Here is a 26611-nt window from a genome sequence, read left to right as displayed (position 1 = left end):
CGCCCTGCCCTCAGACCCAAGAGCAACTGCCGTGCCGTCGCCCAACCCAGCGTTTTTCGAGGGAAGAAAGGCCGGAGTCCTTTCTGGGAAATGGAAACGACTGACTTTTTTTCAGCCCGGGCCCAGGCAGTTCCGCCCTCTTTCCTGCCCTCCGGTGCCACGCCCACCCCCGCGCGCGTCAGGCGTGGGACGAAGCGGTCCGACGCTGGGACAGCGCGGCACCGTCCACACAGGGGTGGATGTGCGAGGACCGGGCAGGATTCAGGAGCGGAGGGACCCTGACGCGGGGCCGCCCGGGAAGGAGGGGGCCATCCAGGCGTCAGGGGGGACCTTCACCGGACGGCGCCTGCCCTCGAGGGCGGCGCGCATCCGTCACGACACGACAGCGGCTACTTGGACGGCGGCACCAGCGCGAGGATGAGCTCGCCGCCCACGTGCTTGCCGGCCTTCTGGTACACGGCGCCCTGGCGTCCCAGCTCCACCTCCACGGAGGACTGGTTCGGGATGATGACGCGCAACGTGGCGCTGCCGTCCTTCATGCCCAGGAGCTGGAGCGACGCGTTCGTCCCGTTGGGGAGCTTCACTTCCGTGGGCTTCTGGGCGCCCACCTCCACCGTGTCCAGGGACATGCGCTTGAAGGACGTGAAGCTGAAGTTCTGCTTCTGGAACGCCTCCTTCATCTTGTTGAGCTCCGGCGGGTCCACCACCGTGCCCTTGTTGGAGGCCAGCACCACCTCCACCTGCACCTTCACCTTCTGCTCCTGGGCGGAGGCCACCGCCGGCCCCAGCACCAGGCCCACGGCGAACAGCAGTGCCAGCACCGCCCACGTCGGCTTCGTCATAGCGCTCCTCCGGTGGGCCGGGGCGGGACGGACGGAGCCGGCGACGGCTGCCCTTCCTCGTCCTGCGGCTCCGTGCTCGATTCGTCGGGGTTCGTCACGCCCGGCTTCTTCTGCCCGGCGGCGTCCTTCGCGGGCTCGGGGGCCTGCTCCTGCTCGTCCACCATCCAGATGATGGAGCCGCCGCCCTCCGTCTCCATCACCACCGGGGCCACGCGGGCGCCCTGGTAGGACTGGATGGACTTCACCGTCATGCGCTCGGCGGCGTAGCCCTCCGGCGCGTTGTCGCGCAGCACCAGCGGCAGCGCCACCAGCAGCACCACCGCGGCGGTGGCCAGCGACGAAATCATCGCGGTGCGCTGGTAGAGGAACATCTCCGACAGGGCCAGCCGCATCCGTTCAATGAGGGGCGGCTTCTCCGGCGTCACCCGGGCCATGACCTTCTGGGCGAAGTCCTTGAAGTCGACGTCGTCCACCGCCATGTCCAGGCCAACCCGGAGCAACCCGGACTCCGCGCGCAGGTCCGCCGCGCGGCCCGTGCAATCCCGGCAGGCGGCGAGGTGCCGCTCCACGTTGACGCGCTCCCCAGGAGCGAGTTCACCGTCGATGTAGGGAGACAGGAGCGGTACGAAACGCTCACACGCGGGATTTCCGGCCATACTCTTCACCCTGCGGGCTGGTGGGAATTCGTCGGTGGGGACGCGACGGGACCCTCGGATATTCGAGGAGGCCTTTCTGGCATCCTCATTCGTTGCCCACCCCGCTCTTGGCTTCGTCCAGCTCCAGGTAATCCCCCAGGATTTTCTGCACCTTGGCGCGCGCGTGGAAGAGCCGGCTCATCACCGTGCCCTTGGGGATGTCCAGCGTGCGGGCGAGGTCCTCGTAGGACATGCCTTCAATCTCGCGCAGCAGGAGGATGGCGCGGTGCTTCTCCGGCACCGTGGCCAGGGCCTCTTGAATCTTCTCCGCCAGCTCCTTGCGCAGGGCGCTCTTCTGGGGGTTCGTCCCCAGGCGGCTGCCCAGCGCGCCGATGCGGGCCTCGGAGAGGTCCACGTCCTGCGTCTCGTCGAACTCCACGGGCTCGCCGCCGCCGCGGCGCTTGCGCAGCACGTCGATGCAGATGTTCGACGTGATGCGGTAGAGCCACGTGTAGAAGGACGCGTCGCCCTTGAAGTGGTCCAGGTACTTGTAGACCTTGACGAACGCCTCCTGGGAGACGTCCATCGCCTCCTCCTTGTCCTTCAGCATTCCGAGCGCGACGGCATACACCTTGCGCTGGTAACGCTCGACGAGGAGCTTGAAGGCGCGCTGGTCCCCGCTGCGGACGCGCTTGACGAGTGTGAGGTCGTCGGTGGCCAAGTGCGCGGCACCGTAGCACAGGCCGCGCCAACCCCAACGTTTTCGACGCGCCCCGTCGCTCCTAGAGGGAGCTGACGAGCGCGATGGCGGCCAGCGCCAGGCCCACCATGGCCAGGACCGCCCCGAAGACCATGCGGTCCCACTGGGCCTGGGTGAGGGAGGAGTCCTCCGTGTCCTCTCCCGCCCGGAAGGAGTGGAGCACGTTCCAGAACATCCGCCCGCCCAGCCGCCGGTCCGTGCGGTCGCGGTCGCGGGGGTCGTCGTTCTGCAGGCCCTGCCCGTGGGCGTCCCGGCGCACGAAGGGGCCCGGCAGGGGCTGGTAGAGGCCGGGGGTGAGCGGGGCGGCCTGCTCGGAGTGGCGCACGTCGGGCGGGGGCTCCAGCCGGACGGCGTCCGCGCGCTCGCGGGCCTCCTCCGGGGAGGGCGCGTCCATCACCCACATCCCGGCCTCCACACCGTTCTGTCCGGTGTGCGCGTCCTGGAGCCCGGCGAAGCCCTGATCCTTGAGGGCCTGCGCGAAGGCGGCCTGGCCCTCGGGCGTGGGGGGAAAACGGGCGGCGGCCTCCGCGTAGGCGGCGAAGAAGGTCCACAGGCGGGCCACCCGGTCCGACGAGGGCAGCGACGCGGGCCGCACCTGCGCGGCCAGCAGCGCCCCGTCCGACGCGAAGCGCTTGCCCAGCGCGAGCTGGCCTTCGAGGTTCCGCAGGTCGGAGGGGATGAGCGACTCCACGTCCAGCACCGGCCCGCGCGCCTCGCCCGCGCCCAGGTAGGGGCTGGCGGTGGTGGGGGCGGAGCCGGGCGTGCGGAAGCCGTCGCCGGCCTTGCGCCGGGGCGCCGGGGTGGCCGTGCCGGAGGACTCGAAGCCCGTGCCGGCGTCCGCGCGGGGTGCCCGTCCCGTGCCGCCGCCCCGCTCCGTGCGCGGGGGGAGCGGGCCCCGGTTGGGGACGCCCACGCGGGTCGAGCGTGCGCCCACGTCCCGGGGCTCGGCGTCCGCGCCCTCCGCGCCGTCCTCCGGAAGCGCGCCGGTCTCCAGGCCCTCGCCGCCGGGCTCCAGGCCTTCGCCGCCGGGAAGCCCCTGCGGCTCTCCAGGATCCAACGGCGCGCCGCCGTCCGCCTCCGGGGGCAGCCCCACGGGCGGAGCGCCGATGCGGGTGCGGTCCCCGGGCGAGGTGGTGGGGGTGGAGGTCTCCATCCCGTCATCGCGGAACGGAGACGCCGGCGACGGCCCCGTGGGCGCCGAGGGTCCACCGCCGGAGCGGGGACCACCGGAGCCGGGAGGACCGCCCACGCGGGGGCCGCGGATGTCGCCGACGTTTCCCATCACGGGGGATTCTCTCACATTGAGAACCCCGAGTTGCATGGGGGGCTACTCGCCCTCGTGCTCCACCTCCACGGGGGTCGTCATCCCGTTGGCATCCAGACGGACGCGGTACACGGCGTTGAGGCCGTCGCCGTCCGTGTCCGCGCGGGCGAAGCAGGACACCTCCGGCTCACCCACGGGGTTCTCCTCCACGCGCACCTCGTACTGGAGGTGCACGGCGGGGCCGGGGTCGAAGCCGATGCGGTGGAAGTCCTCGTGGTCCTTCGGGAAGGGCACGGCCTCACCGCGCTGGGGCACGGGCACGGGATAGGGCGCGATGGTCACGTAGTCCCCGTGCTCGTCGCGGAAGCCCTGCACCGCGTCGCACAGCGCCAGCACCTGGACGCGGGCCTCGCTGGCCACCTGCTCCGGTGGGGCGACGCCACGGCCCCGCATCTCCGACAGCCGGGTGATGAACAGGGCGGTGGCGGCCACCGCCGCGAACACGGTGATGGCGATGCCCATGCGCACGCCCTTGTTTCGCGGACGCGCGGGCTGCCCAGGCTCCGGAGCCATCAGGCCCACTCCCTCGGGTTGCGCAGCACCTCCACCAGCCGGGCCTCCGGCGTGCCGGGCTCCGGGTGGTGGTCGTAGCGCCAGCGCACGCGCGGGGGCAGCGACATGAGGATGGACTCCGTGCGCCCCTGCGTCTCCAGGCCGAAGATGGTGCCCCGGTCGTAGACGAGGTTGAACTCCACGTAGCGGCCCCGGCGCACCTCCTGCCAGAAGCGCTGCGCCTCCGTCACCGGCGTGTCCTTGTGCTTCTTCGCGATGGGCAGGTACGCGGGGATGAAGCTGTTGCCGCACGCCTGCACGAAGGCGAACTCGCGCTCCAGGTCGCCGCCCATGTTCTCGAAGAAGAGGCCGCCCACGCCGCGCGCCTCACCGCGGTGGCGCAGGTGGAAGTACTGGTCGCACGCGGCCTTGAAGCGCGGGTAGTACGAGGGGTCGTGCGCGTCGCACGCGGCCTTGTGCACGCGGTGGAAGTGCGCCGCGTCCTCTTCGTCCAGGTAGTACGGCGTCAGGTCCGCGCCGCCGCCGAACCACGCGCGGCTGCCCTGCTGGATGAAGCGGTAGTTGGCGTGCACGGTGGGCACGTGCGGGCTTCTGGGGTGCAGCACCAGCGACAGTCCGCCGGCCCAGAAGGTGCGGCCCTCGCCCTGGAGCTTCTTCGCGAAGGCCTCTTCCAGCTCGCCGTGGACGATGGAGGTGTTGACGCCCGCCTTCTCCAGGACGGCGCCCTCCTCCAGCACGCGGCTGCGGCCACCGCCGCCGCCCGGGCGGCTCCACGCGTCCTCGCGGAAGCGGCCCTTGCCGTCCAGTTCCTCCAGCGCTCCGCAGATGTCGTCCTGGAGCTTCTGGATGAAGGCGGCCATGCGCCCCTTCAAGCCCTCCACGTCCACCGTCGCCGTCATGCCCGTTGTCTCCCTGTCTCGGGTTGAACGGGCGGACACACTACTAGGGGCCCTGGGCGGACGGGGCCTCGAAGTCCACCGGGGGCGTGGATGGCGCCAGGTTGCCTGCCGCGTCGAAGGCCTCGATGCGCGCGCGGTAGCTGCGTCCGTCCTCCAGCGAGAACGCGCCACCGCACGCCTCATGGCCCAGATAAGCCGTGTTGCCCTGGACGGGCAGCAGGTACTGCTGGGGGCTCACGCCCAGCCGGCGCGGGGACAGCTTCACCACCAGGAAGGCGGGGCTCTCCTCGCGCAGGGACAGGTTGAGCTTCACGAACCGCGCGATGCCCTGGGGAGAACGGCGCACGAAGCCCTCCGACACGGCGGGGCGCTTCACCCACTTGGGGGCCTTCGCGTCCGGCCCCTTGCCGCTCAGCCACGAGGGCTGCGCGCCCACCTGGCCATTGAGGAGCGCGACGTTGGGGAGCACCTCCTGCAGGTTCAGGAAGTAGCGCTTGTCGGGCCGCATCGGCTCCGCGAGCTTGAGGATGATGGTCGCGCGGCCCAGCGAACTCTCCCAGCCCTTGGTGACCTTGAGCTTCACCTCATGGTCGGTGGAGACCAGCTTGAGCGGCTTGCCCACCAGCGCCAGCACCGGCGACTTCGCGGTGCCCACGCCTTCCAGCAGCAGGCGCATGTTGGTGGGGACGATGCCGCCGGGCGCGGGATACAGCTGCACCCCGTCCCCGGTGCACTGGGCGGAGGCGTTGGCGGCGGACAGCAGGGCGGCGGCGAACACGAGGGCTCGGAACACGATGCCGCGCAGTGTGCGCCGGGAACGCCGCGAGGGAAAGTCCTGGAGGACCCGCCCCTTCAGTGCCGGGGGCCTTCGTCCTCGTCCAGGACGATGGTGCCGAAGCGCGCCTCGTAGCGCTGCACGTTGTCCTGGAGGGCCTTCAAGAGCCGCTTCGCGTGGCGCGGGCTGGTGATGATGCGCGAGCGGACGCGGGCCAGGGGCTGCTGCGGCTGGACGTAGAGGAAGTCCAACACGAACTCCGCGTCCGTGTGGTTCACCAGGACCAGGTTGCTGTACTGGCCATTGGACACCTCTTCGGTCATCTGCACCTGGAGCTGCACTTCAGGGGGCTTCGTCGGAGTGTCGGCCATGAGTCAGGCGGCATAGCGCCTGGGGCCCGCCGTGGCCAGTGTCCTCCCTGTGAGCACGCGCTGGCGGGACATCGACGGAGAGTCCACGGCGCCCTTCGCCCTGGGGCACGGTCAGGACGCCTGCCTGCTGCTCCATGGCTTCACCGGCAGCCCGTGGGAGGTGCGGCCCCTGGGCGAGGCCCTGGCCGCGCGAGGCATGCGCGTGGTGGCGCCCAGGCTTCCGGGCCACGGCACCACGCCGGAGGCGATGCTGGGCGTGGGCTTCCGCGACTGGCAGGCCTGCGCGGACCAGGCGCTGGCGTCGCTGTCCGGGTACCGCCGCGTGTTCGTCGCGGGACTGTCCATGGGCGCGCTCCTGGCGCTGCGGCTGGCCGCGCACCAACCGGAGGCCGTGCACGCCCTCGCGCTGGTGGCGCCCGCGGTGCGCTTCAAGGGCGCGCGCATGGCGCTGGTGCGCCAGCTGTGCCGCACGCCGCTCCTGGAGTGGACGACGCCGTGGGTGGACAAGGGCGGCACGGACATCTCCGACCCCGCGGCGCTGGCCCAGGCGCCGGTGCTGCCGGCGTTCCCGGTGGCCCGGCTGCGCGACCTGTGCAGGCTGCAGGACCTGGCGCTGGCGGACGCGCCCCGGGTGCGCTGTCCGGTGCTGGTGGCCACCGCGAACCAGGACCACGTGGTGGACCCGGAGGGCGGGCGCTATCTCGCGCGGCGGATGAAGGCGTGTCCCTCGGTGCGGCACGTGGCCTATCCAGAGGGCTTCCACATCATCCCGCGCGACGTGTGCGGGGCGCGGCTCGCGCGGGAAGTCGGGGACTTCTTCCAGCCGTGGGATGCGGAGGAGGACTTCAGGAGCGCACCGGATTGGGCGGGGCAAGACGCGCCACCGCTGTGAGCAGCTCTACGGCATCCAGCGGCTTGGTGACGAAGGCGCTGAAGCCGGCGCGCAGGGCCCGGTCGCGGTCCTCGCGGCGCGCGGCGGCGGTGACGGCGAGCGCGGGCACGCCGCCTCCGGACTCCCAGGGCAGCGCGCGCAGCCGGTACAGCAGCGAATAGCCGTCCTCGCCAGCCAGGGCCACGTCCGTCACCAGCACCGTGGGCGGGGAGCGGCGCACTTCATCCATGGCGTCGGTGACGTTGGTGGCGGTGAGCACGTGCGCGCCCACGCGGGTGAGCAGCACGGACATCCACTCGCGCGCGTCCGGCTGGCCGTCCACCACCAGCACGCGCTGGCCCTCCAGCTCCGGGAAGCGCGGCAGCGTCAGGCCCTCCACGGAGCGCGGCTCGCGCGAGGAGCCCGCGACCGCGCCCACGCGTGAGCGCGGCAGCACGACGGTGAACGTGGCGCCCTTGCCTGGCCCGTCGCTGGCGGCCGACACGGTGCCGCCGTGCAGCTCCACCAGGTGCCGCACGATGGACAGGCCCAGGCCCAGGCCTCCGTGCTGGCGGCTCACGCTGGTGTCCGCCTGCTGGAAGCGCTGGAAGAGGAAGGGCAGGAAGCTGGCCGGGATGCCCTCGCCGTCGTCGCGCACCACCAGCTCCGCGCCCTCGCCGCGCGTGCGCGCGGACACCGTCACGTGGCCACCGGCCGGGGTGAACTTGATGGCGTTGGAGAGCAGGTTCCACACCACCTGCTGCAGCCGGTCCGGGTCGCCGAACAGCGGCACGCCGTCCGCGTCCACGGAGACCTTGAGCGTCACCTCGCGCGCGAGCGCCGTGGGCCGCACCGCATCCAGCGCCGCCTCCACCACGCAGCCCAACTCCAGCGGCACCGGCTCCAGGCGCAGGCGGCCGTTGGCGATGCGGCTGATGTCGAGCAGGTCCTCGATGAGCTGCCGTTGCGCGCGGGCGTTGCGCTCGATGGCCTCCACCGCGCGCTGGCGCTTGTCTTCACCCAACAGGCCCTGCCGCAGCATCTGCGACCAGCCGAGGATGGACGTGAGCGGCGTGCGCAGCTCATGGGACACCGTGGCGAGGAACGCGTCCTTGGCGCGGCTGGCGGCCTCCGCGGCGCCGCGGGCCTCGCGCTCCTCGTCGTACAGCCGCGCCCGGTCCAGCGCCTGCGCGCACAGGCGGCCCACCGTCAGCAGGAAGGCGCGCTCCTGGGCGTCGAAGCCGCGCGCGTCGCCGAAGCCCAGCCCCAGCGCGCCGAACACGCGCCCACCGCTCACCAGCGGCACGGACGCCCACGCCTCCAGGGGCCGCTCGCGCGATAACCAGGCGAGCCTCGGGTAGCGCGCCATGCACTCCGTCCATGAGCTCAATGCGCAGGGCTCGCGCGTGCGCGTCACGTCCGTGAGGGGACAGGTGGCGGAGACCTCGAAGCGCTGCCAGCCCTCCAGCTCGCCGGGAGAGAAGCCGTGCGCGGCGGCGCGCTCGAAGACGTCCAGGGCCGCGCTGGCGGGCACCACCACCAGGCCGGTGAGGGCCCCCATGGCGAGCGCCCCTTCGCGCGCGGCCACCTCCACCACCTGCGCGGGGGTGAGCGCTTCGGAGAGCGCGGCGGTCATCGCTTGAAGGCGCTCGGTGCGCCAGGCGGCGGCGGTCCACGCGGCGCGGCGGGTGCGCACGAGCTCCGTCACGTCCACCGCGAAGGCGAGCACGCCCTCCACCGCCCCCCTCGCGTCGCGGCGTGGCAGCAGCGAGAGATTGAAGAAGAGTTCTTCATCGGCGGGGCGCGCGCGGGCAGAGGCCTCGCGCAGGTGCAGGGCCTCTCCGGTGGTGAAGACGCGGTCCCAGGCGTCGTGCCAGCCGGGGCCTTCCAGTTGGGGACAGGCCTCGCGCAGCGGGATGCCCACCTGGCCGCGCGTGTCGAGCAGCGTCAGACGCGTCGCGGTGCTGAACTCGATGAGGTGGCCAGGGCCGCGGTAGAGGCCGAAGAAGGCAGGCAGCTGCTGAAGCAGCTCATGCAGCGGCGAGGGCACACCGCCGGACGCCGCGACCCATCCGGCCTGGGCTTCATTCATGTGTGTGGCCCCCCCTACCCCGGCGCGGAAGACAAGGCCTCCGGCGGGAAGAGACGGACATCAAACACCGGGACGTGCCGGGACGCACGAAAAGCAAGTGGGACAACCTGACAGGTGTCATGGGCTGAGCGCTCCCTGGCGCTGCTGGCGTCCAGTAGCGGGCATCCCTCCGGGTGGGACGAGGAAACGCTCCCGGACGCCGGGCATCGGCTATGTCGGATGCCCGGCATGCCCTCCTCTCCTCCTGATTCGCGGCCCCTCGTCGAACTGCGCGCCGTCACCAAGTCCTACGCGGAGGGCGACTCCGTGCGCGAGGTGCTCTCCGGCGCGACGCTCGCCCTGCACCGGGGCGAGTTCGTGGTGCTGCTGGGCCGCAGCGGCTCCGGCAAGTCCACGCTGCTCAACCTCATCAGCGGCATCGACCAGGCGACGCACGGCGAAATCCTGGTGGAGGGCCGCGACCTGGGGCGCATGCCGGAGCGGGACCGCACGCTGCTGCGCCGCGAGCGCATCGGCTTCATCTTCCAGGCCTTCAACCTGCTGCCCACGTTGACGGTGGAGGAGAACGTGCGGCTGCCGCTGGAGCTGCTGGGCCGCTCGGCCGCGGAGGCCGGCGCGCGGGCGCGGGAACTCTTGGGACGCGTGGGGTTGGGTGCTCGCGCGAGCAGCTTCCCGGACCGCCTCTCCGGTGGCGAGCAACAGCGCGTGGCGGTGGCGCGCGCGCTGGCCCACGCGCCGCCGCTGCTGCTGGCGGACGAGCCCACGGGCAACCTGGACGAGGAGACGGGCGGCCAGGTGTTGGACCTGCTGGAAGGGCTCACCCGGCAGGGCCACGCGTGCGCGCTCATCGTCACGCACGAGCCCGCGATGGCGGAGCGCGCGGACCGCGTGCTGACCATGGAGAACGGACGGCTGGTGGAGCGCCCCGGCGGCGCGAGCGGCCGGAGGACGCCATGAGGGGGCTGCTCGCGCGCTCCAGCCTGCGGCACCTGGGCGGGCACCCGTGGCTCACGGCGCTGTCGCTGCTGGGCATCGCGATGGGCGTGGCGGTGGTGGTGTCCATCGACCTGGCCAGCGGCAGCGCGCTGCGCGCCTTCGAGCAGTCCACGGACGTCGTCGCGGGCCGCGCCACGCATCAAATCACCGGCGGCACGTCCGGCCTGCCGGAGGGCGTCTACACGGCGCTGAAGCTGCGGCCGGACGCACCGGACGCGGCGCCCGTGGTGCAGGGCTATGTGCAGGTGGAGGCCGGCAACCACCGCACGCTCACGCTGCTGGGGTTGGACCCTTTCGCGGAGGCCCCCTTCCGGGACTTCTCCACCGGAGGCGCGGTGGGCGACGTGGGCACGCTGCTCACCCGGCCCGGCACGGTGGTGATGGGCGCGAAGACGGCGCGGAGCCTGGGCGTGAAGGCCGGGGACACGCTGCCGGTGACGGTGACGGGGCTTCGCCGGGAGCTGCGCGTGTCGGCCCTGCTGACGCCCTCGCAGGAGACGACGGAGCGCGCGCTGGAGTCGCTGCTCCTCGCGGACATCTCCACCGCGCAGGAGGTGCTGGGCATGGAGGGCCGGCTGACGCGCGTGGACCTGCGCTTGAAGGGCGGAGAGGCGCAGGCCGCGTCGCTCAAGGCCGCATTGCCGCCGGGCGCCGAACTGGTCCAGACGTCCGGGCGCGCGGGCACGGTGGAGCAGATGACGCGCGCGTTCCGCACCAACCTCACCGCGCTGTCGCTGCTGGCGCTCGTGGTGGGGATGTTCCTCATCTACAACACGATGACGTTCTCCGTGGTGCAGCGGCGCGGGATGCTGGGCCGGCTGCGCGCGGTGGGCGTGACGCGCGGCGAACTGTTCGCGGTGGTGCTGGGCGAGGCCCTGATGCTGGGCATCGTGGGCACCGCGGCGGGGCTGCTGCTGGGCATCCTGATGGCCAGCGGCCTGGTGGGCCTCATCACCCGCACCATCAATGACCTGTACTTCGTGGTGAACGTGCGGCGCCTGTCCCTGGAGCCATTCACGCTGATCAAGGGCCTGAGCCTGGGCCTGGGCGCGACGGTGCTGGCCGCGCTGGTGCCCGCGTGGGAGGCGGCGCGGGCGGCACCGGTGACGGCGCTGCGGCGCTCCACGGTGGAGGACGTGTCGCGCAACCGCGCGCCCAGGCTGGCGGTGCTCGGGGTCGTCATCCTGGCCATCTCGGCGGCGGTGCTCGCGTGGCCGACCCAGGCGCTCTTGCCCGCGTACACGGGGCTCTTCGGCGTGCTGCTGGGCAGCGCGCTGCTGGTGCCCTGGGTGACGGAGAAGCTGACGAGGGCGGCGGCGAGGCCCCTGGGCGCGATGTTCGGCCCATTGGGACGCATGGCCGCGCGCGGCGTGACGGCGAGCCTGTCGCGCACGGCGGTCGCGCTGGCGGCGCTGATGGTCGCGGTGGCGACGACGGTGGGCGTGGGCCTGATGGTGTCCAGCTTCCGGGGCACGGTGGCCGCGTGGCTGGAGTCCGCGTTGCAGGCGGACGTGTTCGTGTCGCCGCCGTCGCTGGTGGCTCGGCGCGGGGACTCCTCGTTGGTGCCGGGGCTCGCGGAGAAGCTGCGGTCCACGCCGGGCGTCGAGGCGAGCGGATCCATCCGGGTCATCCACGTGCGCATCAACGAAGTGGACACGGACCTGCTGGCGGTGGACTTCGCGAAGGGCCATGAGCGGACGTACCGCTTCAAGGAGGGACGCGCGGAGGACGTGTGGCGGCAGCTGGACGCGTCCACGGACGCGCTCATCGTGTCGGAGCCCTTCGCGTTCCACCGGAACGTGCACGCGGGCGACACGCTGCGCGTCGCCACCGACAAGGGACCGCACGACTTCCGCGTGGCGGGCGTGTACTTCGACTACGGCTCGGACGTGGGGACGGTGCTGATGCCGCGCGCCACGTATGAGCACTGGTACGAGGACCGGGGCGTGTCCGGCCTGTCCCTCTTCGCCGCGCCCGGCCAGGACGTGGACGAACTGGTGGCCCGCGTGCGCGACCGCGCGGGCGGTGAGCAGGCGCTGAACGTGCGCGCGAACCGGGCGCTGCGGCAGGCGTCGATGGAGGTGTTCGACCGGACCTTCACCATCACGCAGGTGCTGCGCCTGTTGGCCATTGGCGTCGCGTTCGTGGGCGTGCTGAGCGCGCTGATGTCGCTGCAGCTGGAGCGGGCGCGCGAGTTCGCGGTGCTGCGCGCGACGGGGCTCACGCCGGGACAGCTGTGGGGCATGGTGTCTTTGCAGACGGGCCTGCTGGGATTGCTGGCGGGGTTGTTCTCCATCCCGCTGGGGCTGGCGTTGGCCTACGTGCTGGTGCACGTCATCAACCAGCGCTCGTTCGGGTGGACGTTGCAGCTGGTGGTGGCGCCCGGCGTGGTGGGACAGGCATTGGTGCTGGCCATGGTGGCGGCGGCGCTCGCGGGGCTTTACCCGGCGTGGCGCATGGCGCGCGCGAACCCGGCCATGGCGCTGCGGGAGGAGTGAGGCATGGGGCGGGGACTCGTCATCGGGGTGGTGTTGGTGCTCGCCGCGCTGGGCGTGGCGGTGGGCGTGGTGCTGCGCGAGACGGAAGGCCCGGGCTCCACGAACGCGAGCGGCATGACGGTCGCGTCCGCGATGGGTGGGAAGGGCGGCACGGAGGGCTTCGCGCGCGCGATGGAGCCCCGGCCCCTCCACTTCCCGGAGGACCACGGCCCCCACCCCGACTTCCGCACCGAGTGGTGGTACTGGACGGGAAATCTAGAGACGCAGGACGGCCGCGCGTTCGGCTACCAGTTCACGCTGTTCCGCAGCGCGCTGTCGCCGGAGCAGCCCCAGCGCGAGTCCGGCTGGGGCACGCGGCAGGTGTTCATGGGGCACTTCACCCTGACGGACGTGAGCGCCGGGAAGTTCCACGTCAACGAGCGCTTCAGCCGCGCGGCGCAGGGACTCGCGGGCGCGGACGGTGCGCCCTTCCATGTCTGGCTTCAGGACTGGGACGTGCGGAGCGAAGGCACGGGTGGTGGAACATGGCCCATGCACCTGCGCGCGCAGGGTGATGGCGTGACGCTGGAGCTGACGCTGGACGAGGGCAAGCCGCCGGTGCTCCAGGGCGACAAGGGCTTGAGCCAGAAGGGCGCGGAGCGGGGCAACGCGTCCTACTACTACTCGATGCCGCGCATGCCTTCGCGGGGCACGGTGTCGGTGGACGGGCAGACGGTGCAGGTGAAGGGCGACAGCTGGATGGACCGCGAGTGGAGCACCAGCGCGCTGAGCGGGGACCAGGTGGGCTGGGACTGGTTCGCGCTCCAGCTCTCCGACGGCAGCGACTTGATGCTCTACCAGCTGCGCAAGAAGGACGGGACGAAGGACGCGTTCAGCGCGGGCACGTACATCCCCGCGACGGGCGAGGCCGTGCACCTGACCGCTGACGACATGCGGCTGGAGCGGCGGGGCACGTGGAAGAGCCCGCGTGGGGGTGAGTACCCGGCGGGCTGGCGCGTGCAGGTTCCCAAGGTGTCGCTGGAGCTGACGGTGACGCCGAAGCTGCCGGACCAGGAGCTGCCGGTGCTGGTGCGCTACTGGGAGGGCGCGGTGTCCGTGGACGGCACGCGCGAGGGCCGGCCCGTGCAGGGGCGCGGCTACCTGGAGATGACCGGGTACGCGGACACGCCCCGGGACGAGCAGACGGTCCGCAGCCGCACGCAGTGACAACGTCAGCAGACGTTAGACGCAGGTCTGCACTCTGCAGTTATTGCCGAAGCATGCAGCGGGGCCCCCTCAAGACTCAGAACAAAGCTGAAGCGGCCCAGCCAATGCATCAACACGTCACATTTCGACGGGGCACCAGACACACTCACAAATCCCGCCAAAACGCGAAAGGAGTCAGACAAGACCCTCCCTGAACACGCATTCACTTCAAAGTTGCCTTTAAGACAATTTAGCCTCCAGGCCTCATGACTGGAGCCCCCAAAGCCCACCCCGCCAATGCGGCGGCCGAATCAAGCTCACCAAGCCCCACCCTACCAGCCAATCAGCCAGTCCCGCCCGCACAGCCGAACCAACTTTCGACGCCTGCTGATCCAACAGCCCTCAACGCCTGGCCCATAACCATAAGCAAGATTACACACACACAGCCATGGCTCTCGTTTGCATGGGAAATAACGAACAAGAACACACTGGCAAGACACATCGCATACATAGCAGCCGGATACCATCTACACATTGAAAACATACTCAAAAGACTTGAAAAACTCGAAAACACCACGCCACACACCAAAGCCATTGCCGCCGCAATCAAAGCCCTAGCCCCACCTCAGAACGACCAGCAACGATTCCATCGAGATGGATGGCTATTTCAGCTAATCGCATGGCTTGCAGCATTAGCCAAAGCATCGCCCACTGACATTCTTCGAGCCCCACAGATCAGAAAAGCCGACCACGGACTCGACGGAATTGTAATCCACACTCAGACAACAGCACTATCGCCAGCAGGCGTGCGGATCTGTGAACAAAAAGCAACAGACAATCCGCGAAACAAAATCTCCCAGCAGGTGTGGCCGGAAATCGACAAGCACGAGCAAAACGACCGAGACCACGAAATTGTAGCCGAACTAACCACAATATTCCAACGCATAAATCCACACTCGGCACAGTCGCTGGCGGAAAAAATACTTTGGCAGGATCAAAAATCCTACTCAGTGGCCGTAACAACGAAGAACGCTGCACCCTCAGAACACAGCACACTCTTCGTAGGATTTGATGCACATGCCAAGGGCACCAATGAGCGTCGCCACGGAGAAACACTAGCCCTCGACAATCTGCGTGGCTGGATGGACGACTTGGCCAGCCTTGTCATCTCAGAATTGCATGCGATGGGAAAATAAAATGTACGACGCCATCACTGAAAAACTGATCCAATCAGCACGGCCACTCACAGATCTCGACCTATCCAATCTCCCCAAGCAGCTAACAGCAGCCTTCACCGCCATCACCGAACTCCGGCTACGCATTGCAAACCAGCCTTTAGATCAAGACGACAAAGACCTCGGAGACAACATAAATTGGCTGCGCCATCTCGCAAACACATATGAATCTATCTCATGCCTGCTTGAAACAGGCTCATCAGAACAAAAATCCTGTGCATTCATTTCAGCAACAGCCCACCACCTAGTCCACCAAGCATCTGGAATCACGAACCCTGCCGCGAAAAGTTCGCCACAAGCAGCAGATGGCCACCTTCAAACAAACGCCATCTCATCGGCGCTGGCGGCGCTCTTGCTGTTCCACATTGCAGCGGCAGTTCCTGATGCCCATGAAGTCGCCAGGGCAATTAGAAAGAACTATGTCGCAGGAGACACAATTGCCGATGCCCTCATACGGTCTATCCTCCTGCTCGCCGAAGGGCGCCCAAGCGAAGCATCAACATTGCCGCTTCCGGCATTTGCCATCTCCGATGAGCCATCCTTACAAGACGCGACGAATGCACTCTGGGAGCAACTCTTCTTAGGGGTTAGACAGTTTTCCGACGAAATACTCCGAGTCAATGCGCCCCCTCACTCGGAAGACTATTTTCTCAAAGTACAACAGCTTTCGTCAGAGCAAATTCTCCCCCCTGGGACCAACGCTCTATCAACGCAACCTACCTTCAACCCTGTCGATCTACAGCCGAATATCTATACCACCCTAAGCGGGCCCCACCACCTCGCGACACTACTGATTCACTCAAGCAAGAATCTGCGACTGCTCGCAACAACAAACACACCCACGCCAAGCGGGACAGATCCAATCGGCTGGAGCAACTATTTGTCTGGAGCTGCCAAAAGCCGCCCATTTTTGTGGCCAAATCACGTCGACGCCATCAAGAGGGGCTTCCTGGCCAACGGCACGTCGTCGGCAATCAGTTTTCCCACTGGAGCTGGCAAATCAACACTGGTACAGCTCAAAATAGCAGCAACACTCTTGTCTCAACGAGACGTCTTACTACTAGCTCCGACCCATTCGCTTATCGAGCAATTTCGAACTGACTTGGCGGCAGCCTTTGGAGAAGTACTGAGTAATTCTCTCAGAACGGATCAAGTCAGCACAGACGAGAATGATCGCGTTTCCCAGATTACGATCTGCACTCCAGAGTCGTGCCTAGCACAAATCAGCACAGGCACCTCAAAACTCGACCATGTCGGCCTCATAATACTAGATGAATGCCATATTCTCCACCCCACACAAGGAATCAACGATCGCCGAAGTCTAGATGCGATGCTGTGCCTGCTTAATCTGTTCAAATTGGCGAACAAATCAGACTACGTCCTGATTTCTGCCATGATGGAAAATGCGTCCGAACTGGCTGCATGGATTCAAGAACGTACGGGTCGGCCAGCCATAGCGCTCGATCTAGCATGGCGCCCGACGCGGCAAGCTCGTGGATGCGTCGTCTATAGCAAGAGCGACATATCCGCTCTCCATACAACGATTGGCGAATACAGGAGCAAATCAACAACCAAAGGTCCGCCGGCGGCATTGCAGCGAGCACTATTGGCACGACCGTATGGACTATTCTGCCTTCGCCACTCTTGGACAGCCGCGGCAGACGACTACGCCCTAAAACCCTTGCTAGACTCCAACGTACAACTCAAGGCGTCCGGCCTTCCAAGCAACCCTCGGCAATGGCACCTAACGGCCAATCGGAACCAGGTGGCCGCGAAGATAGCAACAGGCTTCTCGAAGACGAACATAAAGACAATGGTTTTGATTCAAATACCAGACCACACGAAGTCACTCGGCGAATTCGCCGCTGGCATCCTTGGAGCCAGCAAGCCGTCCCTACAAGAAGGCGAGCAAAAACTGCTCGACATGGCAGCATCGGAACTGGGCGACCAAGCGCATGTCGATGGGTTGATATCTGCCGATGTGGCGATACATCACGGACTATTGCTTCCAGTTGAACGTAAACTGAGCGAGCGCTACTTCTCGCGTCCCAATGGAGCAACAGTACTGGTTGTTTCGCCAACTCTTTCGATGGGAATCAACCTGCCTGCTGAGGCTGTCATCATAGCGGGTGACGACAGGTACGAAGCAGATCAGAGCACCATGCGGCCGTTAACAGCCCATGAACTTCTCAATGCAGCAGGGCGTGCAGGTCGAGCAACTACCGGTTCTCATGGGATAGCCTTGGTTGTCCCAGGCACGGTTGTCTACACCGACAAGGCCAAGAACGAAATCACACAACACTGGCTAGAAATGCAGAAAAACATATTTTCAAAGAGTGATCAATGCCTCACCATAGCGGACCCTATCGAACAGTGGCTGGACGCAATACAGCAATACACAGTCGACACCAAGCTCACTGCTGATGCCGACTATTTCCTGAATCGTCTGCCCGCAGACCCTGATTCGGCAGCTAGCCACATCAACAATTCACTCTCTGCGTTCAAGGCTCGCAGTGCCGGCACGTCAAAGCAGTATGCCGCCAAAGTGGCGTCCCTAATTACCATCCGCACAAGCCGGGTGCCGCAAGGCCCAGCAAATTGGCAACTCGACCTATCATACGCAACCGGGCTGTCTTTTGATTTAATCAACCAGCTCGCCGCTGACATCTCGAACCTTCAAGACAACTGGCCAAGTACGCCAATTGATTGGACGAACTGGTGGATTCACTGGCTACAAGTTGACTCGGGCAGAACTGAAGCTCTTCTCGGAACCGACACCTCACTTCGGGTACTCCCCAAGCTGACAAAGGGAGTCGATAACCCCAACTCTCTTCCTCCAATTTGCCTCCTCAAAAATGCTCTAGACCTTTGGATGAGTGGCGAGCCGCTGAATAAAATTGAGCTTCAACTAGGCACACCTATCAACAAGCTTGGTTACTGCACCACTGCGCGCGAACTTGTTCTACGAGTGATCCCAACCATCTCTTACGGTTTGGCAATAGTTGCCAGGATTCGACGGGTGCAAATCCAAGATCAGGCAATTCCTGAACTCGACTCAGCACTGGATTCGGCGGCAGCGTGCCTCAGAGATGGATTCCGCGCCCCAGAGCAGCGTGCGCTGCAATTCCTAACAAAGGAAGAGTCACGCATATCCACCCATAAGCTGCATCAAAATATAAACAGCCTACTTTCCGCAGCGCCCCCTGCCGAAACCTACAAGGAGACGATACGCAGAGTGTCGATCGCCTATAGAGCTTGGGCTTCATTGGCTTGAGGCTTCGACACAGGCTTCCTTTATCCCGTAGTCGTCGCAGTCACGTGCCTGTCCTCTTCACAAAGGCGACTACGAACTGGATTCGGTACGCGGACACGCCCCGCGACGACCAGACGGTCCGCAGCCGCACGCAGTGATTCAGCCCCGCGCGGTCCGGTTCACCTGGAGGTTGTAGGCCTCCTTCAGGTACGGGCGCAGCACGTAGAACGTCTCGTGGCTGGGGTTGAGCACGCTCAGCCAGAACATCCGCGCGTGGACCGGGTGCGGCAGGAGCACGTCCGGAGCGGTGAAGTCGATGTGCGGGTCGAGTTCCGGGAACAGCTTCTGGAAGCTCTCCTTGCTTACGCCCAGGTTCAGCCGGAACACGCCGTCGCGGTCCAGCTTCGAGTGGTGGTCGTGCTCGGTGTCCCGCGTGATGATGGTGGCGAAGGGGTGCTGCCGCTCGTCTCCGGCGAAGAAGAAGAGATCCGGTGTGCTGGCGTCCATGTGCACGTCCCTGAACGCGTCCCGGATGTACGCCGCCAGTGCTTCCAGGCTGATGGCTCCCGTCATGACGTCCTCCCCCGAGTCGTACCGGAGTCGCTCTACCCCGCGCACGAACAGCCGGTCATGCTCCCATCCCACTCTTTCGGGGGGAGTCAGGCAATGCCATTCTCGAACCTGTCCGTGGTTGCCTCACGCCTGTTGCTGGGCATGACCCTCGTGCTCGGGCCGGGCGTCACGGCATGCGGCGGTGACGACGGCCTCGATTGCCAAGTGGGAGAAGCGCAGTATCAGACGGACCTGTACTTCGGCCGGAACCGGGTGGGCAACGAGCCCGTCAGCGAGGCCGAGTTCCAGGCCTTCGTGGACACGGCCGTCACGCCCCGCTTCCAGGACGGGCTGACCGTGTACGACGCCAACGGGCAATACCAGTTGGAGAGCGGAGAACTCATCCACGAGCAGACCAAGGTCATGGTGCTGCTGCACGACGGCAGCAAGGCGCGCTCGGCGGACGTCGACACCATCCGCGAGGAGTACAAGCGCCAGTTCGACCAGGAGTCGGTGCTGCGAATCGACTCCCAGCCGTGCGTCGCGTTCTAGGCCGCGAGGCGCTCTTTGAACGCCGCGGCGCCACCGCGCTCCAGCCATGCGTCGAACGTGAGCAGGCCCGGTGCCAGCCGCCGCAGCGCCGGGATGTCCGCGCTCTCGGACACGGAGCCATCATCGAACAGCTTCACGAGCTTGCGCAGCATCGGGCTTGCCTCCAGGACCTCCGGCGCAAACCGCGCGTAGGTGATGGACGTCCCGGTGGCCCGGCCAATCTTCTGCGCGAGCACGTTGCCGGTGAGCGAATCGGCCGCCAGGTCCAACGTGGTCCCCACGTGGGTGCGCGGGTCCGCGAACACGCGCGCGACGAGCACGCCGATGTCCTCCCCCGCGATGAACTGCATGGGCTGGTCCGGCGGGGCGAAGAACTGGAGCCTCCCCTGTGACGGGCCGAAACCCGGCATCAGCAGCAGCTCCATGAAGGTCCCCGGCCGCACGATGGTCGCGCGAAGGCCGCTCGCCCGGACGTGCTCCTCGATGCGCCACTTGCTCTCGAAGTGGCCGACGTCGGTGCCGGCCCGCAACCCCAGCACCGACGTGTAGACGAAGTGCTCCACGCCCGCCGCCTTCGCTGCGTCCGCGATGGACGTGCCGAAGCGGACCTCGTCGTCGTCCGTGAGGCCGTAGTGCGCCTGTGGCGAGGCGGGCTGGATGCTGAAGACGCCGTACGCCCCCGCGACCGCACGGTCGAGCGACGCGCGGTCCCCCATGTCCCCGCGCACCAGCTCCGCGCCCGCCGCCTCGAGCTCCCGGGCCCTGGCGCTCGCCGGGTCCCGCACGAGCGCCCGGACCCTCCAGCCGTCCTTCAACAAGGCCCGCGCCGTCCCGCCTCCCTGCACGCCTGTTGCTCCCAGCACCACCACGGTCTCGCTCTTCGTCGCCATCAGGTCCTGCCTTTCGCTTGCTAAGCGGAGGATTGCTCCGGTTGAATACGGAGCTATCCTCCGTTTTTCAAGTGGCGACGAAACAGCCCAGGAAGAAGCAGGAAGAGGACGCGACGGGCGGAGCCTTGCGCGCGGATGCGCGGCGCAACCGGGAGCGGCTGCTCGCGGCGGCGCATGCCGTGTTCTCCGAGCGCGGCGCGGACGCGTCGCTCGGCGACGTGGCGAAGCGTGCGGAGGTCGGCATCGGCACGCTCTACCGTCACTTCGAGTCACGCGAAGCGCTGCTCGCCGCGACGTGCGATGAGCGGCTGCTGCTGCTCGCTCGGGAGAGCCGCGAACGCTCGGAGTCACTGCCCACGCTCGAGGCGCTGCGCGTCTTCCTCGCGGAGCTCGTGCACTGCGGGGGCATGTACAAGGGGCTCGCGGCGTCGCTGGGAATCGTCCTCAAGAACCACACCGTGGGCTGTGACGCGACGACCGCCGAGGGTGAGCGCCTGTTGAAGGCCGCGCAGCGCGAGGGCGAGGTGCGAAGCGACGTCCTCCTCGACGACGTGGTGTGCATGGCGATGGCCATCTCCCTCGCCGCCGCGGAGAACGGCTCGGACCCCAAGCGCATCCCCCGCCTCACCGGGATGTTCTTCGACGGGCTGCGCTCCCGCCCTGAGCCTCGCGGCGCGCGGCAGCGCTGACGCCAGCGGTCCTCACGGCTACGAGGTCCCGGCTCCACCTGCACGACGCACGGAGCCTCGGCCTGCACTTCGGGTACGAACTTGTCTTCCAGGATGAGAAGGAGGGAGAGCCCGGCAGGGCCCCCTGCCGGCGGCGCATCGCGGAAACCTGTCCGGCTGTCCTACAGGTTTGAGCCACCTCGGCCAGGGCCGGTCGGCCGTCCCAGGTTCGGAAACCTGTCCGACTGTCCGACAGGTTCGTGCCACCGCGAGCCGCAGGCTGCCGGTCCATCCGGACCGCCGTGAAACCTGTCCGACTGTCGGACAGGTTTTTGATGACCGCCGCCGGGGGGGGAGGTGGCCGGTTCATCCGAACCGCGAAGCCGTTCCGGCCGTCAGGCCGGTGGGGCCGTGTCGGACCAGCGGTGTACAGCTTGGATGCCCGGGGGCTTAGATTGCGGCCCCATGAACGTCCTCGTCACCGGGGCCACCGGCCTCATCGGCAATGCCATCGTGCAGCGGCTCGTGAAGCAGGGCGCCTCCGTCCGCGCGCTCGTGCGGGACCTGGCGCGGGCCTCGAAGCTGCTCCCCTCCTCCGTGCGGCTCATCCAGGGTGACGTCACGTCCCCGGGCACCCTGCCCGCCGCGATGGAGGACGTGGAGCTCGTCTTCCACGCCGCGGGCATGCCGGAGCAGTGGCATCGGGACGACTCCATCTTCGACCGCGTGAACCGCCAGGGCAGCGTGAACGTCCTGTCCGCCGCGCATGCCGCGAGGGTGCGCCGCGTGGTCTACACGTCCACCATGGATGTCTTCGCGGCACCTCGCGGCGGCGAGCTGACCGAAGCGAACATCGACCCGCACCCCAAGCCCACCGTCTACGAACGCTCCAAGCAGGACGCCGAGCGCGCCGTGGAGGCCATCCGCCAGCAGGGCCTGGACGTCGTCTTCGTCAACCCGTCCGCCGTCTACGGCGCCAGCCCCGTGCACGTGGGCCTCAACTCCTTCTTCATCCAGCTGCTCAACAAGAAGGCCCCGCTGCTGCCGCCCGGCGGCATGTCCGTGGTCCACGTGGATGGCTGCACCGACGTGCACCTCGCCGCCGCCGAGCGCGGCGTCAACGGCGAGCGCTACCTCGTCTCCGACCAGTACGTCAGCAACGCGGACCTCGCGCTCGCCATCCACCAGGCCGCCGGAGCCGCCGGCAAGCCGCCCCCGGTCGCGCCCGTCTTCCTCATCGAAGCCATGGCCCGCGTGTCCGCGCCGCTCGCGCGCGTATTCCCCTTCACGCCGCTCGTCGCGCCCGGCCAGCTGTCCTTCATGCGCTGGGAGGCCCGCGTGAACGCGGCCAAGGCCCAGCGCGAATTGGCCTTCCGCCCCACCCCGCTTTCGGACGGCGTGGCCCGCACCGTGGCGTTCCTGCGCGAACAGGGGCTCGTGCCCCGCGCCTGAAAAGAACATGGGGGTCCGCCCCACAGGGATGACGGACCCCCACGCATTTCGCCGACTGCCTACCGCGACTACTCCTTTTCCGGCTCCGTCATTCCCGAGCCGCCCATGCCCGTCCGCGCCTCCCGCGCGGTTGACTGTGATTGCGGCCGGGGCGCCAGGGGGGCGCCCTCATGGACCGGAATCTGGAGACGTCCTCCGGGGCAGGGAACCGGGTAGGCCTTGCCTCACCTGGCCAGGGCTTTTGTTCGATGGGCAGGCGGCCACCGCGCTTCCACCCGCCCGCCTGCCCTCCGGCCCGGGACACGGGCTTTCGCGCCCCCTGTTCGACATGGGGTGTCGACACACGGCGTAAGGACCACCTTTCAACGCACGCGCGTCCTTCACGGGTCCGACCCCCGTGAAGGACGCATGGGCCCCGTAACCCTCACCACGGAGTGACACCATGGCATTGCTATCCAACCTGCTGGGCGCGCTGGGCGCGTCGCAACGCGGCGTCTTCAGGGGCAGTGGCTGGAACCGCGGGCGCAGCGCCTACGGCCGCCGTCCCATCGGCTACGGCTACCGGGGACGCCAGTCCTCCGGCGCGGGCGGCTCGTTGGGCCGGATGATTCTCGCGGGCCTGGGCGCCTACGGCCTGCGCCGCTACTTCAACAACCGCTCGCGGGTCACGGGTTACTGAAGCGGGCCGCCATGCGCGGTGGCGCCGGGAAGTACCGTGGACTTCCCCCGGCAAGGCGCCCCGCCATGACACCCCCACGCAGGCACGGGAGCGTTCCACGGACTGCTCCCGGTGCCTGACATCCCGCACGCGCGGTGGGTGCGCGCGCCTCCGCTTGGAGTAGGGTCCCGCTTCGTGTCCGGCCACTGGCCGATGAACGAGGCGTGAGCACGCATGGCGAAGGCGAAATACGTCCTGGCCCTGGACCAGGGCACCACGGGGACCCACGTCTCCATCCTCGACACCCGGTTGCAGGTGGTGGGCCGCTCCTACAAGGAGCTTCCCCAGCACTTCCCCAAGCCGTCGTGGGTGGAGCACGACCTGATCGACATCTGGAACACCAGCGAGTGGTGCATCGCGCGCGCCCTCAAGGACGCGGGCCTCACCGGCAAGGACATCGCCGTGGTGGGCATCACCAACCAGCGCGAGACCACGGGCCTCTGGGACCGTGAAACGGCCGAGCCCCTGGCCCGCGCCATCGTCTGGCAGGACCGCCGCACCTCCGACATCTGCCAGCGGCTCAAGGCCCAGGGTGTCGAGCCCCGCGTGCGCGAGGTGACGGGCCTGGTGCTGGACCCCTACTTCTCCGGCACCAAGCTCACCTGGTTCTTCCAGCACCTCAAGGGCGCGAAGAAGCGCGCCGAGCGCGGCGACGTGTGCTTCGGCACCATGGACTCGTGGCTCGTCTTCAAGCTCACCGGCGGCGCCGCCCACGTCACGGACGTGTCCAACGCCAGCCGCACGCTGCTCATGGACCTGCGCACGCTCAACTGGGACGACGAGCTGTGTTCGCTGCTGGGCGTGCCGCGCGCGTGTCTGCCTGAGATTCGCGGCAACGCGGAGGTGTACGGCACCACGCGCGGCATGCGCAGCCTGCCGGACGGCATCCTCGTCGCGGGCATGGCCGGAGACCAGCAGGCCGCCCTCTTCGGCCAGGCATGCTTCGAGCCCGGTGAATCCAAGTGCACCTACGGCACCGGCGCCTTCCTGCTCATGAACACCGGCACGCAGCCGGTGCGCTCCACCGCGGGGCTGCTCACCACCGTGGCGTGGAAGCTGGGCAACACCACGCACTACGCGCTGGAGGGCAGCTCCTTCATCGCCGGCGCCGCCGTGCAGTGGCTGCGCGACGGCCTCAAGGTCATCAAGAAGGCCCCGGACGTGGAGGCGCTGGCCGCCAGCGTGAAGGACTCCGGCGACGTCGTCTTCGTCCCGGCGCTCGCGGGCCTGGGCGCGCCGCACTGGCGTCCGGAGGCGCGCGGCCTGTTCGCCGGCATCGACCGCTCCACCACCGTGGCGCACCTGGCGCGCGCGACGCTGGAGGGCGTGGCCCTCCAAATCCACGACCTGGCGGAGGCCATGCGCCGCGACAGCGGGCGGGACATCCCCGTCTTCAAGGCGGACGGCGGCGCCGCGGCCAACAACCTGCTCATGCAGTACCAGGCGGACCTGCTGGGCGTGCCCGTGGTCCGCCCGCGCAACCTGGAGACCACGTCGCTGGGCGCGGCCTTCCTGGGCGGCCTGGGCGCGGGCGTGTGGACCAGCCCGGACGCCATCCGCCGCGCGTGGAAGGCGGACCGCACCTTCAAGCCGAAGATGAAGCCCGAGGTGCGCGCGCGCCACCTGGAAAAGTGGAAGCAGGCGGTTTCGCGCGCGTGAAATGAGACAAAGCGCCCCGGCGGCTTGAACGCGCCGGGGCTTCCATCGGGCGGGGGAGCGGGTAGAACGGCCACCATGGCCTACGACCGCACGTTGCTCTCCCCGGATGCGCTCCAGACCTTCCTCACCCAGCACCCCGCCTGGAAGCACGAGGGCGGGATGATCCGCCGCACCTACGATGCGCCCTCGTTCCTGGAGGGCATCGCCTTCGTGGAGCGCGTGGCGAAGGCCGCCGAGGCCGCGGACCACCACCCGGACATCGACATCCGGTGGCGCAAGGTGACGCTGGCGCTGGTGACGCATGACGCGGGGGGCCTCACGTCGCGCGACACCTCCCTGGCGGCGGAGGCGGACCGCCTCTTTGGCCAAGGGGCTTCTGTCCGGTGATTCACGGCGTGCGCGGGACCCTGGCGGCGCTGGCCTTCGCGGCGTGTTTCACCGCGCTCCCGGCCCTGGCCCAGGACGACCTCCCCACGGAGCCCCGTCCGGAACGTCTGTATTTCAACTCCGGCGCGCTCCTGGGGTCGGCGCGGGTGGTGGGCCTGGGCGGCGCCTACGTGGGCATCGCCGAAGGCGCCGCGGGCGTGTCCAGCAACACGGCCGCGCTGGCGCAGCGCAGCCCGTCGCTGGAGCGCGACTGGGACCTGGGCGTCACCCTGTCCTGGCTGGACCTGCCCTTCACCGGCACCAAGCGCCGGGACGTGGACAACGACGGCCTGGCGGATGAGTCCGTGGACAGCCGCCAGCTCTTGGGCGCGCTGATGTTGCAATACAAGCGCTTCGGCATCGGCTTTCTCTGGCGCAACAGCCGCACGGGCTACTGCATCACCCTGGGCTGCCGGGGCGAGGGCGAGAAGCTGCGCGTGTCCCTCACCCAGTCCGTGCTCGCGGGCTCCGTCGCCTTTGGCCAGGACGACTTCATCCTGTCGCTGGGCATCTTCTCCGCGCAGGCCAGCTTCAGCGAGCTGGGGGACCAGTCCTGGCGCTACGGCGACACCGGCGTGGCGGTGGACATGCTCTACCGCCCGCACGGGCGGTCCTACCGCATTGGCGTGGCGATCCGCCCGGAGGTGGTGGCGGGCTGGCGCCGCGACGAGGGCCAGAGTCCCTTCATCGCGGGGCGCCAGGTGTACGCGGCCGTGGTGTCGCCCGCGGTGCTGTCCCTGGGCGCCAGCTGGCGTCTGGGCGAGGGCGCGCACCGCTACAACCGGCTGTCCCCCGCCGCCCGGCGGCAACTCCAGGTGGACGGAGACGCACTGCCGGTGCCGGAGGAGGAGCCCCGCGACGCGCTGGCCGGCCGGTGGCTCATCACCGCGCAGGTGGACCTCATCTCCAGCGTGAGCAACGCGGTGGCGGCGCGCTCGCTGGCCAACATCACGGAGCCGCAGCAGATCGTCGGGGACACCGCCATGTTCCAGCCGCGCCTGGGCGCGGAGTGGGACACCTTCCCGGGCCTGCTGCGCCTGCGCGCGGGCACCTGGCTGGAGCCCTCGCCCTACCCGGACAGGAATCCCCGGCCGCACCTCACCGGCGGCTTCGAGCTGTTCGTGCTGCGCTACTGGGAGGACTGGTCCATCACCGCGTCGTTCGACCTGGCGAGCCGTTACTCCAACTGGGGCGTCTCCATCGGCTTCTGGCGGTAGTGTCTGGCCTTGGGCGCAGGGTGGGTAAACGCGAGGACCTGCATGGGTGTTCGCGTCCCCATCCGCGCCACCCCCACGCCCTCTGACAGCGGCCAGCCGAGCAACCTTCCGCGTCGCATTTGCCGGGGTGGGATGGCATGCGAACCCTGCCGTACACGGAGGGGATTCCATGTATCTGGGGCGGGGGTGGCGCCGGGCTGTCGTGGGTGCGACGGTGCTGGGATTCGC

General features: G+C 68.2%; 24 protein-coding genes. 13 read left to right on the top strand and 11 right to left on the bottom strand.

Annotated elements, in window-relative coordinates; all coding sequences use genetic code 11:
* Positions 1–389: 389 nt before the first annotated feature.
* The 8 genes from D7X96_RS31990 to D7X96_RS31955 form a co-directional block, all read right to left on the bottom strand.
* The gene (locus D7X96_RS31990; RefSeq protein WP_120547080.1) at positions 390–842 is read right to left on the bottom strand and encodes a hypothetical protein; all 453 of its coding nucleotides are present in this window, start codon (positions 840–842) and stop codon (positions 390–392) included.
* The gene (locus D7X96_RS31985) at positions 839–1498 is read right to left on the bottom strand and encodes an anti-sigma factor family protein (RefSeq protein ID WP_120547081.1); all 660 of its coding nucleotides are present in this window, start codon (positions 1496–1498) and stop codon (positions 839–841) included. Before D7X96_RS31985 ends, D7X96_RS31990 begins: the two co-directional genes overlap by 4 nt.
* 85 nt (positions 1499–1583) lie before the next feature.
* Positions 1584–2198 (bottom strand): RNA polymerase sigma factor, encoded by a 615-nt coding sequence (locus D7X96_RS31980; protein WP_014400131.1) that lies wholly within the window; start codon positions 2196–2198, stop codon positions 1584–1586.
* A 61-nt stretch (positions 2199–2259) separates the two neighbouring features.
* The gene (locus D7X96_RS31975) at positions 2260–3522 is read right to left on the bottom strand and encodes a hypothetical protein (RefSeq protein WP_158626656.1); all 1263 of its coding nucleotides are present in this window, start codon (positions 3520–3522) and stop codon (positions 2260–2262) included.
* A 42-nt stretch (positions 3523–3564) separates the two neighbouring features.
* Complete coding sequence (locus tag D7X96_RS31970) at positions 3565–4074, bottom strand: hypothetical protein (protein ID WP_121771458.1); 510 nt, start codon at positions 4072–4074, stop codon at positions 3565–3567.
* On the bottom strand, positions 4074–4973 hold the full coding sequence (hemF, locus tag D7X96_RS31965) for an oxygen-dependent coproporphyrinogen oxidase (RefSeq protein ID WP_120547084.1): 900 nt from the start codon (positions 4971–4973) through the stop codon (positions 4074–4076). Before hemF ends, D7X96_RS31970 begins: the two co-directional genes overlap by 1 nt.
* Positions 4974–5016: 43 nt before the next feature.
* Positions 5017–5769, bottom strand: a complete 753-nt coding sequence (locus tag D7X96_RS31960) for a hypothetical protein (protein ID WP_370450201.1) — start codon at positions 5767–5769, stop codon at positions 5017–5019.
* A gap of 56 nt (positions 5770–5825) precedes the next feature.
* A complete protein-coding gene (locus tag D7X96_RS31955; RefSeq protein WP_120547085.1) occupies positions 5826–6119 on the bottom strand; it encodes a DUF3467 domain-containing protein in 294 nt (97 codons plus the stop codon).
* 70 nt (positions 6120–6189) lie between these two features.
* Between D7X96_RS31955 and D7X96_RS31950 the strand changes: the two genes are divergently transcribed.
* Complete coding sequence (locus tag D7X96_RS31950) at positions 6190–7011, top strand: alpha/beta hydrolase (protein WP_244219798.1); 822 nt, start codon at positions 6190–6192, stop codon at positions 7009–7011.
* Here D7X96_RS31950 and D7X96_RS31945 read toward each other — a convergent pair.
* Positions 6965–9082, bottom strand: coding sequence for a hybrid sensor histidine kinase/response regulator (locus D7X96_RS31945; RefSeq protein ID WP_121771456.1), 2118 nt, complete (start codon positions 9080–9082; stop codon positions 6965–6967). The genes D7X96_RS31950 and D7X96_RS31945 overlap by 47 nt on opposite strands.
* A 228-nt stretch (positions 9083–9310) precedes the next feature.
* Between D7X96_RS31945 and D7X96_RS31940 the strand changes: the two genes are divergently transcribed.
* The 5 genes from D7X96_RS31940 to D7X96_RS31925 all read left to right on the top strand — a co-directional run bounded on the left by D7X96_RS31940 (position 9311) and on the right by D7X96_RS31925 (position 18270).
* On the top strand, positions 9311–10039 hold the full coding sequence (locus D7X96_RS31940) for an ABC transporter ATP-binding protein (protein ID WP_120547116.1): 729 nt from the start codon (positions 9311–9313) through the stop codon (positions 10037–10039).
* Positions 10036–12576, top strand: a complete 2541-nt coding sequence (locus D7X96_RS31935; RefSeq protein ID WP_121724359.1) for an FtsX-like permease family protein — start codon at positions 10036–10038, stop codon at positions 12574–12576. Before D7X96_RS31940 ends, D7X96_RS31935 begins: the two co-directional genes overlap by 4 nt.
* A gap of 3 nt (positions 12577–12579) precedes the next feature.
* Positions 12580–13782, top strand: a complete 1203-nt coding sequence (locus tag D7X96_RS31930; protein WP_121771455.1) for a lipocalin-like domain-containing protein — start codon at positions 12580–12582, stop codon at positions 13780–13782.
* A gap of 245 nt (positions 13783–14027) precedes the next feature.
* Positions 14028–14957 carry a hypothetical protein gene (locus D7X96_RS39705; protein WP_147442659.1) on the top strand — a complete coding sequence of 310 codons (930 nt, stop codon included), beginning with the start codon at positions 14028–14030 and terminating at the stop codon, positions 14955–14957.
* Position 14958: 1 nt separating this feature from the next.
* Entirely contained in the window at positions 14959–18270 is a 3312-nt protein-coding gene (locus D7X96_RS31925) for a DEAD/DEAH box helicase (protein ID WP_158626655.1), read from the top strand.
* A 138-nt stretch (positions 18271–18408) separates the two neighbouring features.
* Here the strand turns inward: D7X96_RS31925 and D7X96_RS31920 are convergent, their stop codons facing one another.
* A complete protein-coding gene (locus D7X96_RS31920; RefSeq protein WP_120547090.1) occupies positions 18409–18822 on the bottom strand; it encodes a DUF6194 family protein in 414 nt (137 codons plus the stop codon).
* Positions 18823–18915: 93 nt separating this feature from the next.
* Between D7X96_RS31920 and D7X96_RS31915 the strand changes: the two genes are divergently transcribed.
* On the top strand, positions 18916–19353 hold the full coding sequence (locus D7X96_RS31915) for a DUF3574 domain-containing protein (protein ID WP_120547091.1): 438 nt from the start codon (positions 18916–18918) through the stop codon (positions 19351–19353).
* On the opposite strand, the gene D7X96_RS31910 is transcribed toward D7X96_RS31915, so the two are convergent.
* Entirely contained in the window at positions 19350–20243 is an 894-nt protein-coding gene (locus D7X96_RS31910; protein WP_120547092.1) for an NmrA/HSCARG family protein, read from the bottom strand. The two genes, D7X96_RS31915 and D7X96_RS31910, sit on opposite strands and share 4 nt — an antisense overlap.
* A gap of 71 nt (positions 20244–20314) precedes the next feature.
* Between D7X96_RS31910 and D7X96_RS31905 the strand changes: the two genes are divergently transcribed.
* From D7X96_RS31905 to D7X96_RS31880, 6 genes are all read left to right on the top strand, one after another.
* Entirely contained in the window at positions 20315–20932 is a 618-nt protein-coding gene (locus tag D7X96_RS31905) for a TetR/AcrR family transcriptional regulator (RefSeq protein ID WP_120547093.1), read from the top strand.
* Positions 20933–21376: 444 nt separating this feature from the next.
* Positions 21377–22363, top strand: a complete 987-nt coding sequence (locus D7X96_RS31900; RefSeq protein WP_158626654.1) for an SDR family NAD(P)-dependent oxidoreductase — start codon at positions 21377–21379, stop codon at positions 22361–22363.
* A gap of 442 nt (positions 22364–22805) precedes the next feature.
* On the top strand, positions 22806–23042 hold the full coding sequence (locus D7X96_RS31895) for a hypothetical protein (RefSeq protein ID WP_120547095.1): 237 nt from the start codon (positions 22806–22808) through the stop codon (positions 23040–23042).
* A 213-nt stretch (positions 23043–23255) separates the two neighbouring features.
* Positions 23256–24740, top strand: a complete 1485-nt coding sequence (gene glpK, locus D7X96_RS31890) for a glycerol kinase GlpK (protein ID WP_120547096.1) — start codon at positions 23256–23258, stop codon at positions 24738–24740.
* Between the two features lie 75 nt (positions 24741–24815).
* Positions 24816–25127, top strand: a complete 312-nt coding sequence (locus D7X96_RS31885) for a 4a-hydroxytetrahydrobiopterin dehydratase (protein WP_121724791.1) — start codon at positions 24816–24818, stop codon at positions 25125–25127.
* Positions 25128–25135: 8 nt separating this feature from the next.
* Positions 25136–26383, top strand: coding sequence for a hypothetical protein (locus D7X96_RS31880; protein ID WP_279637410.1), 1248 nt, complete (start codon positions 25136–25138; stop codon positions 26381–26383).
* Positions 26384–26611 lie beyond the last annotated feature (228 nt).

The sequence above is a fragment of the Corallococcus interemptor genome (assembly GCF_003668875.1).
Lineage (GTDB): Bacteria > Myxococcota > Myxococcia > Myxococcales > Myxococcaceae > Corallococcus > Corallococcus interemptor.
Note: the sequence above shows the minus strand (reverse complement) of the source record. Positions and strands in the feature narration are given on the sequence as shown.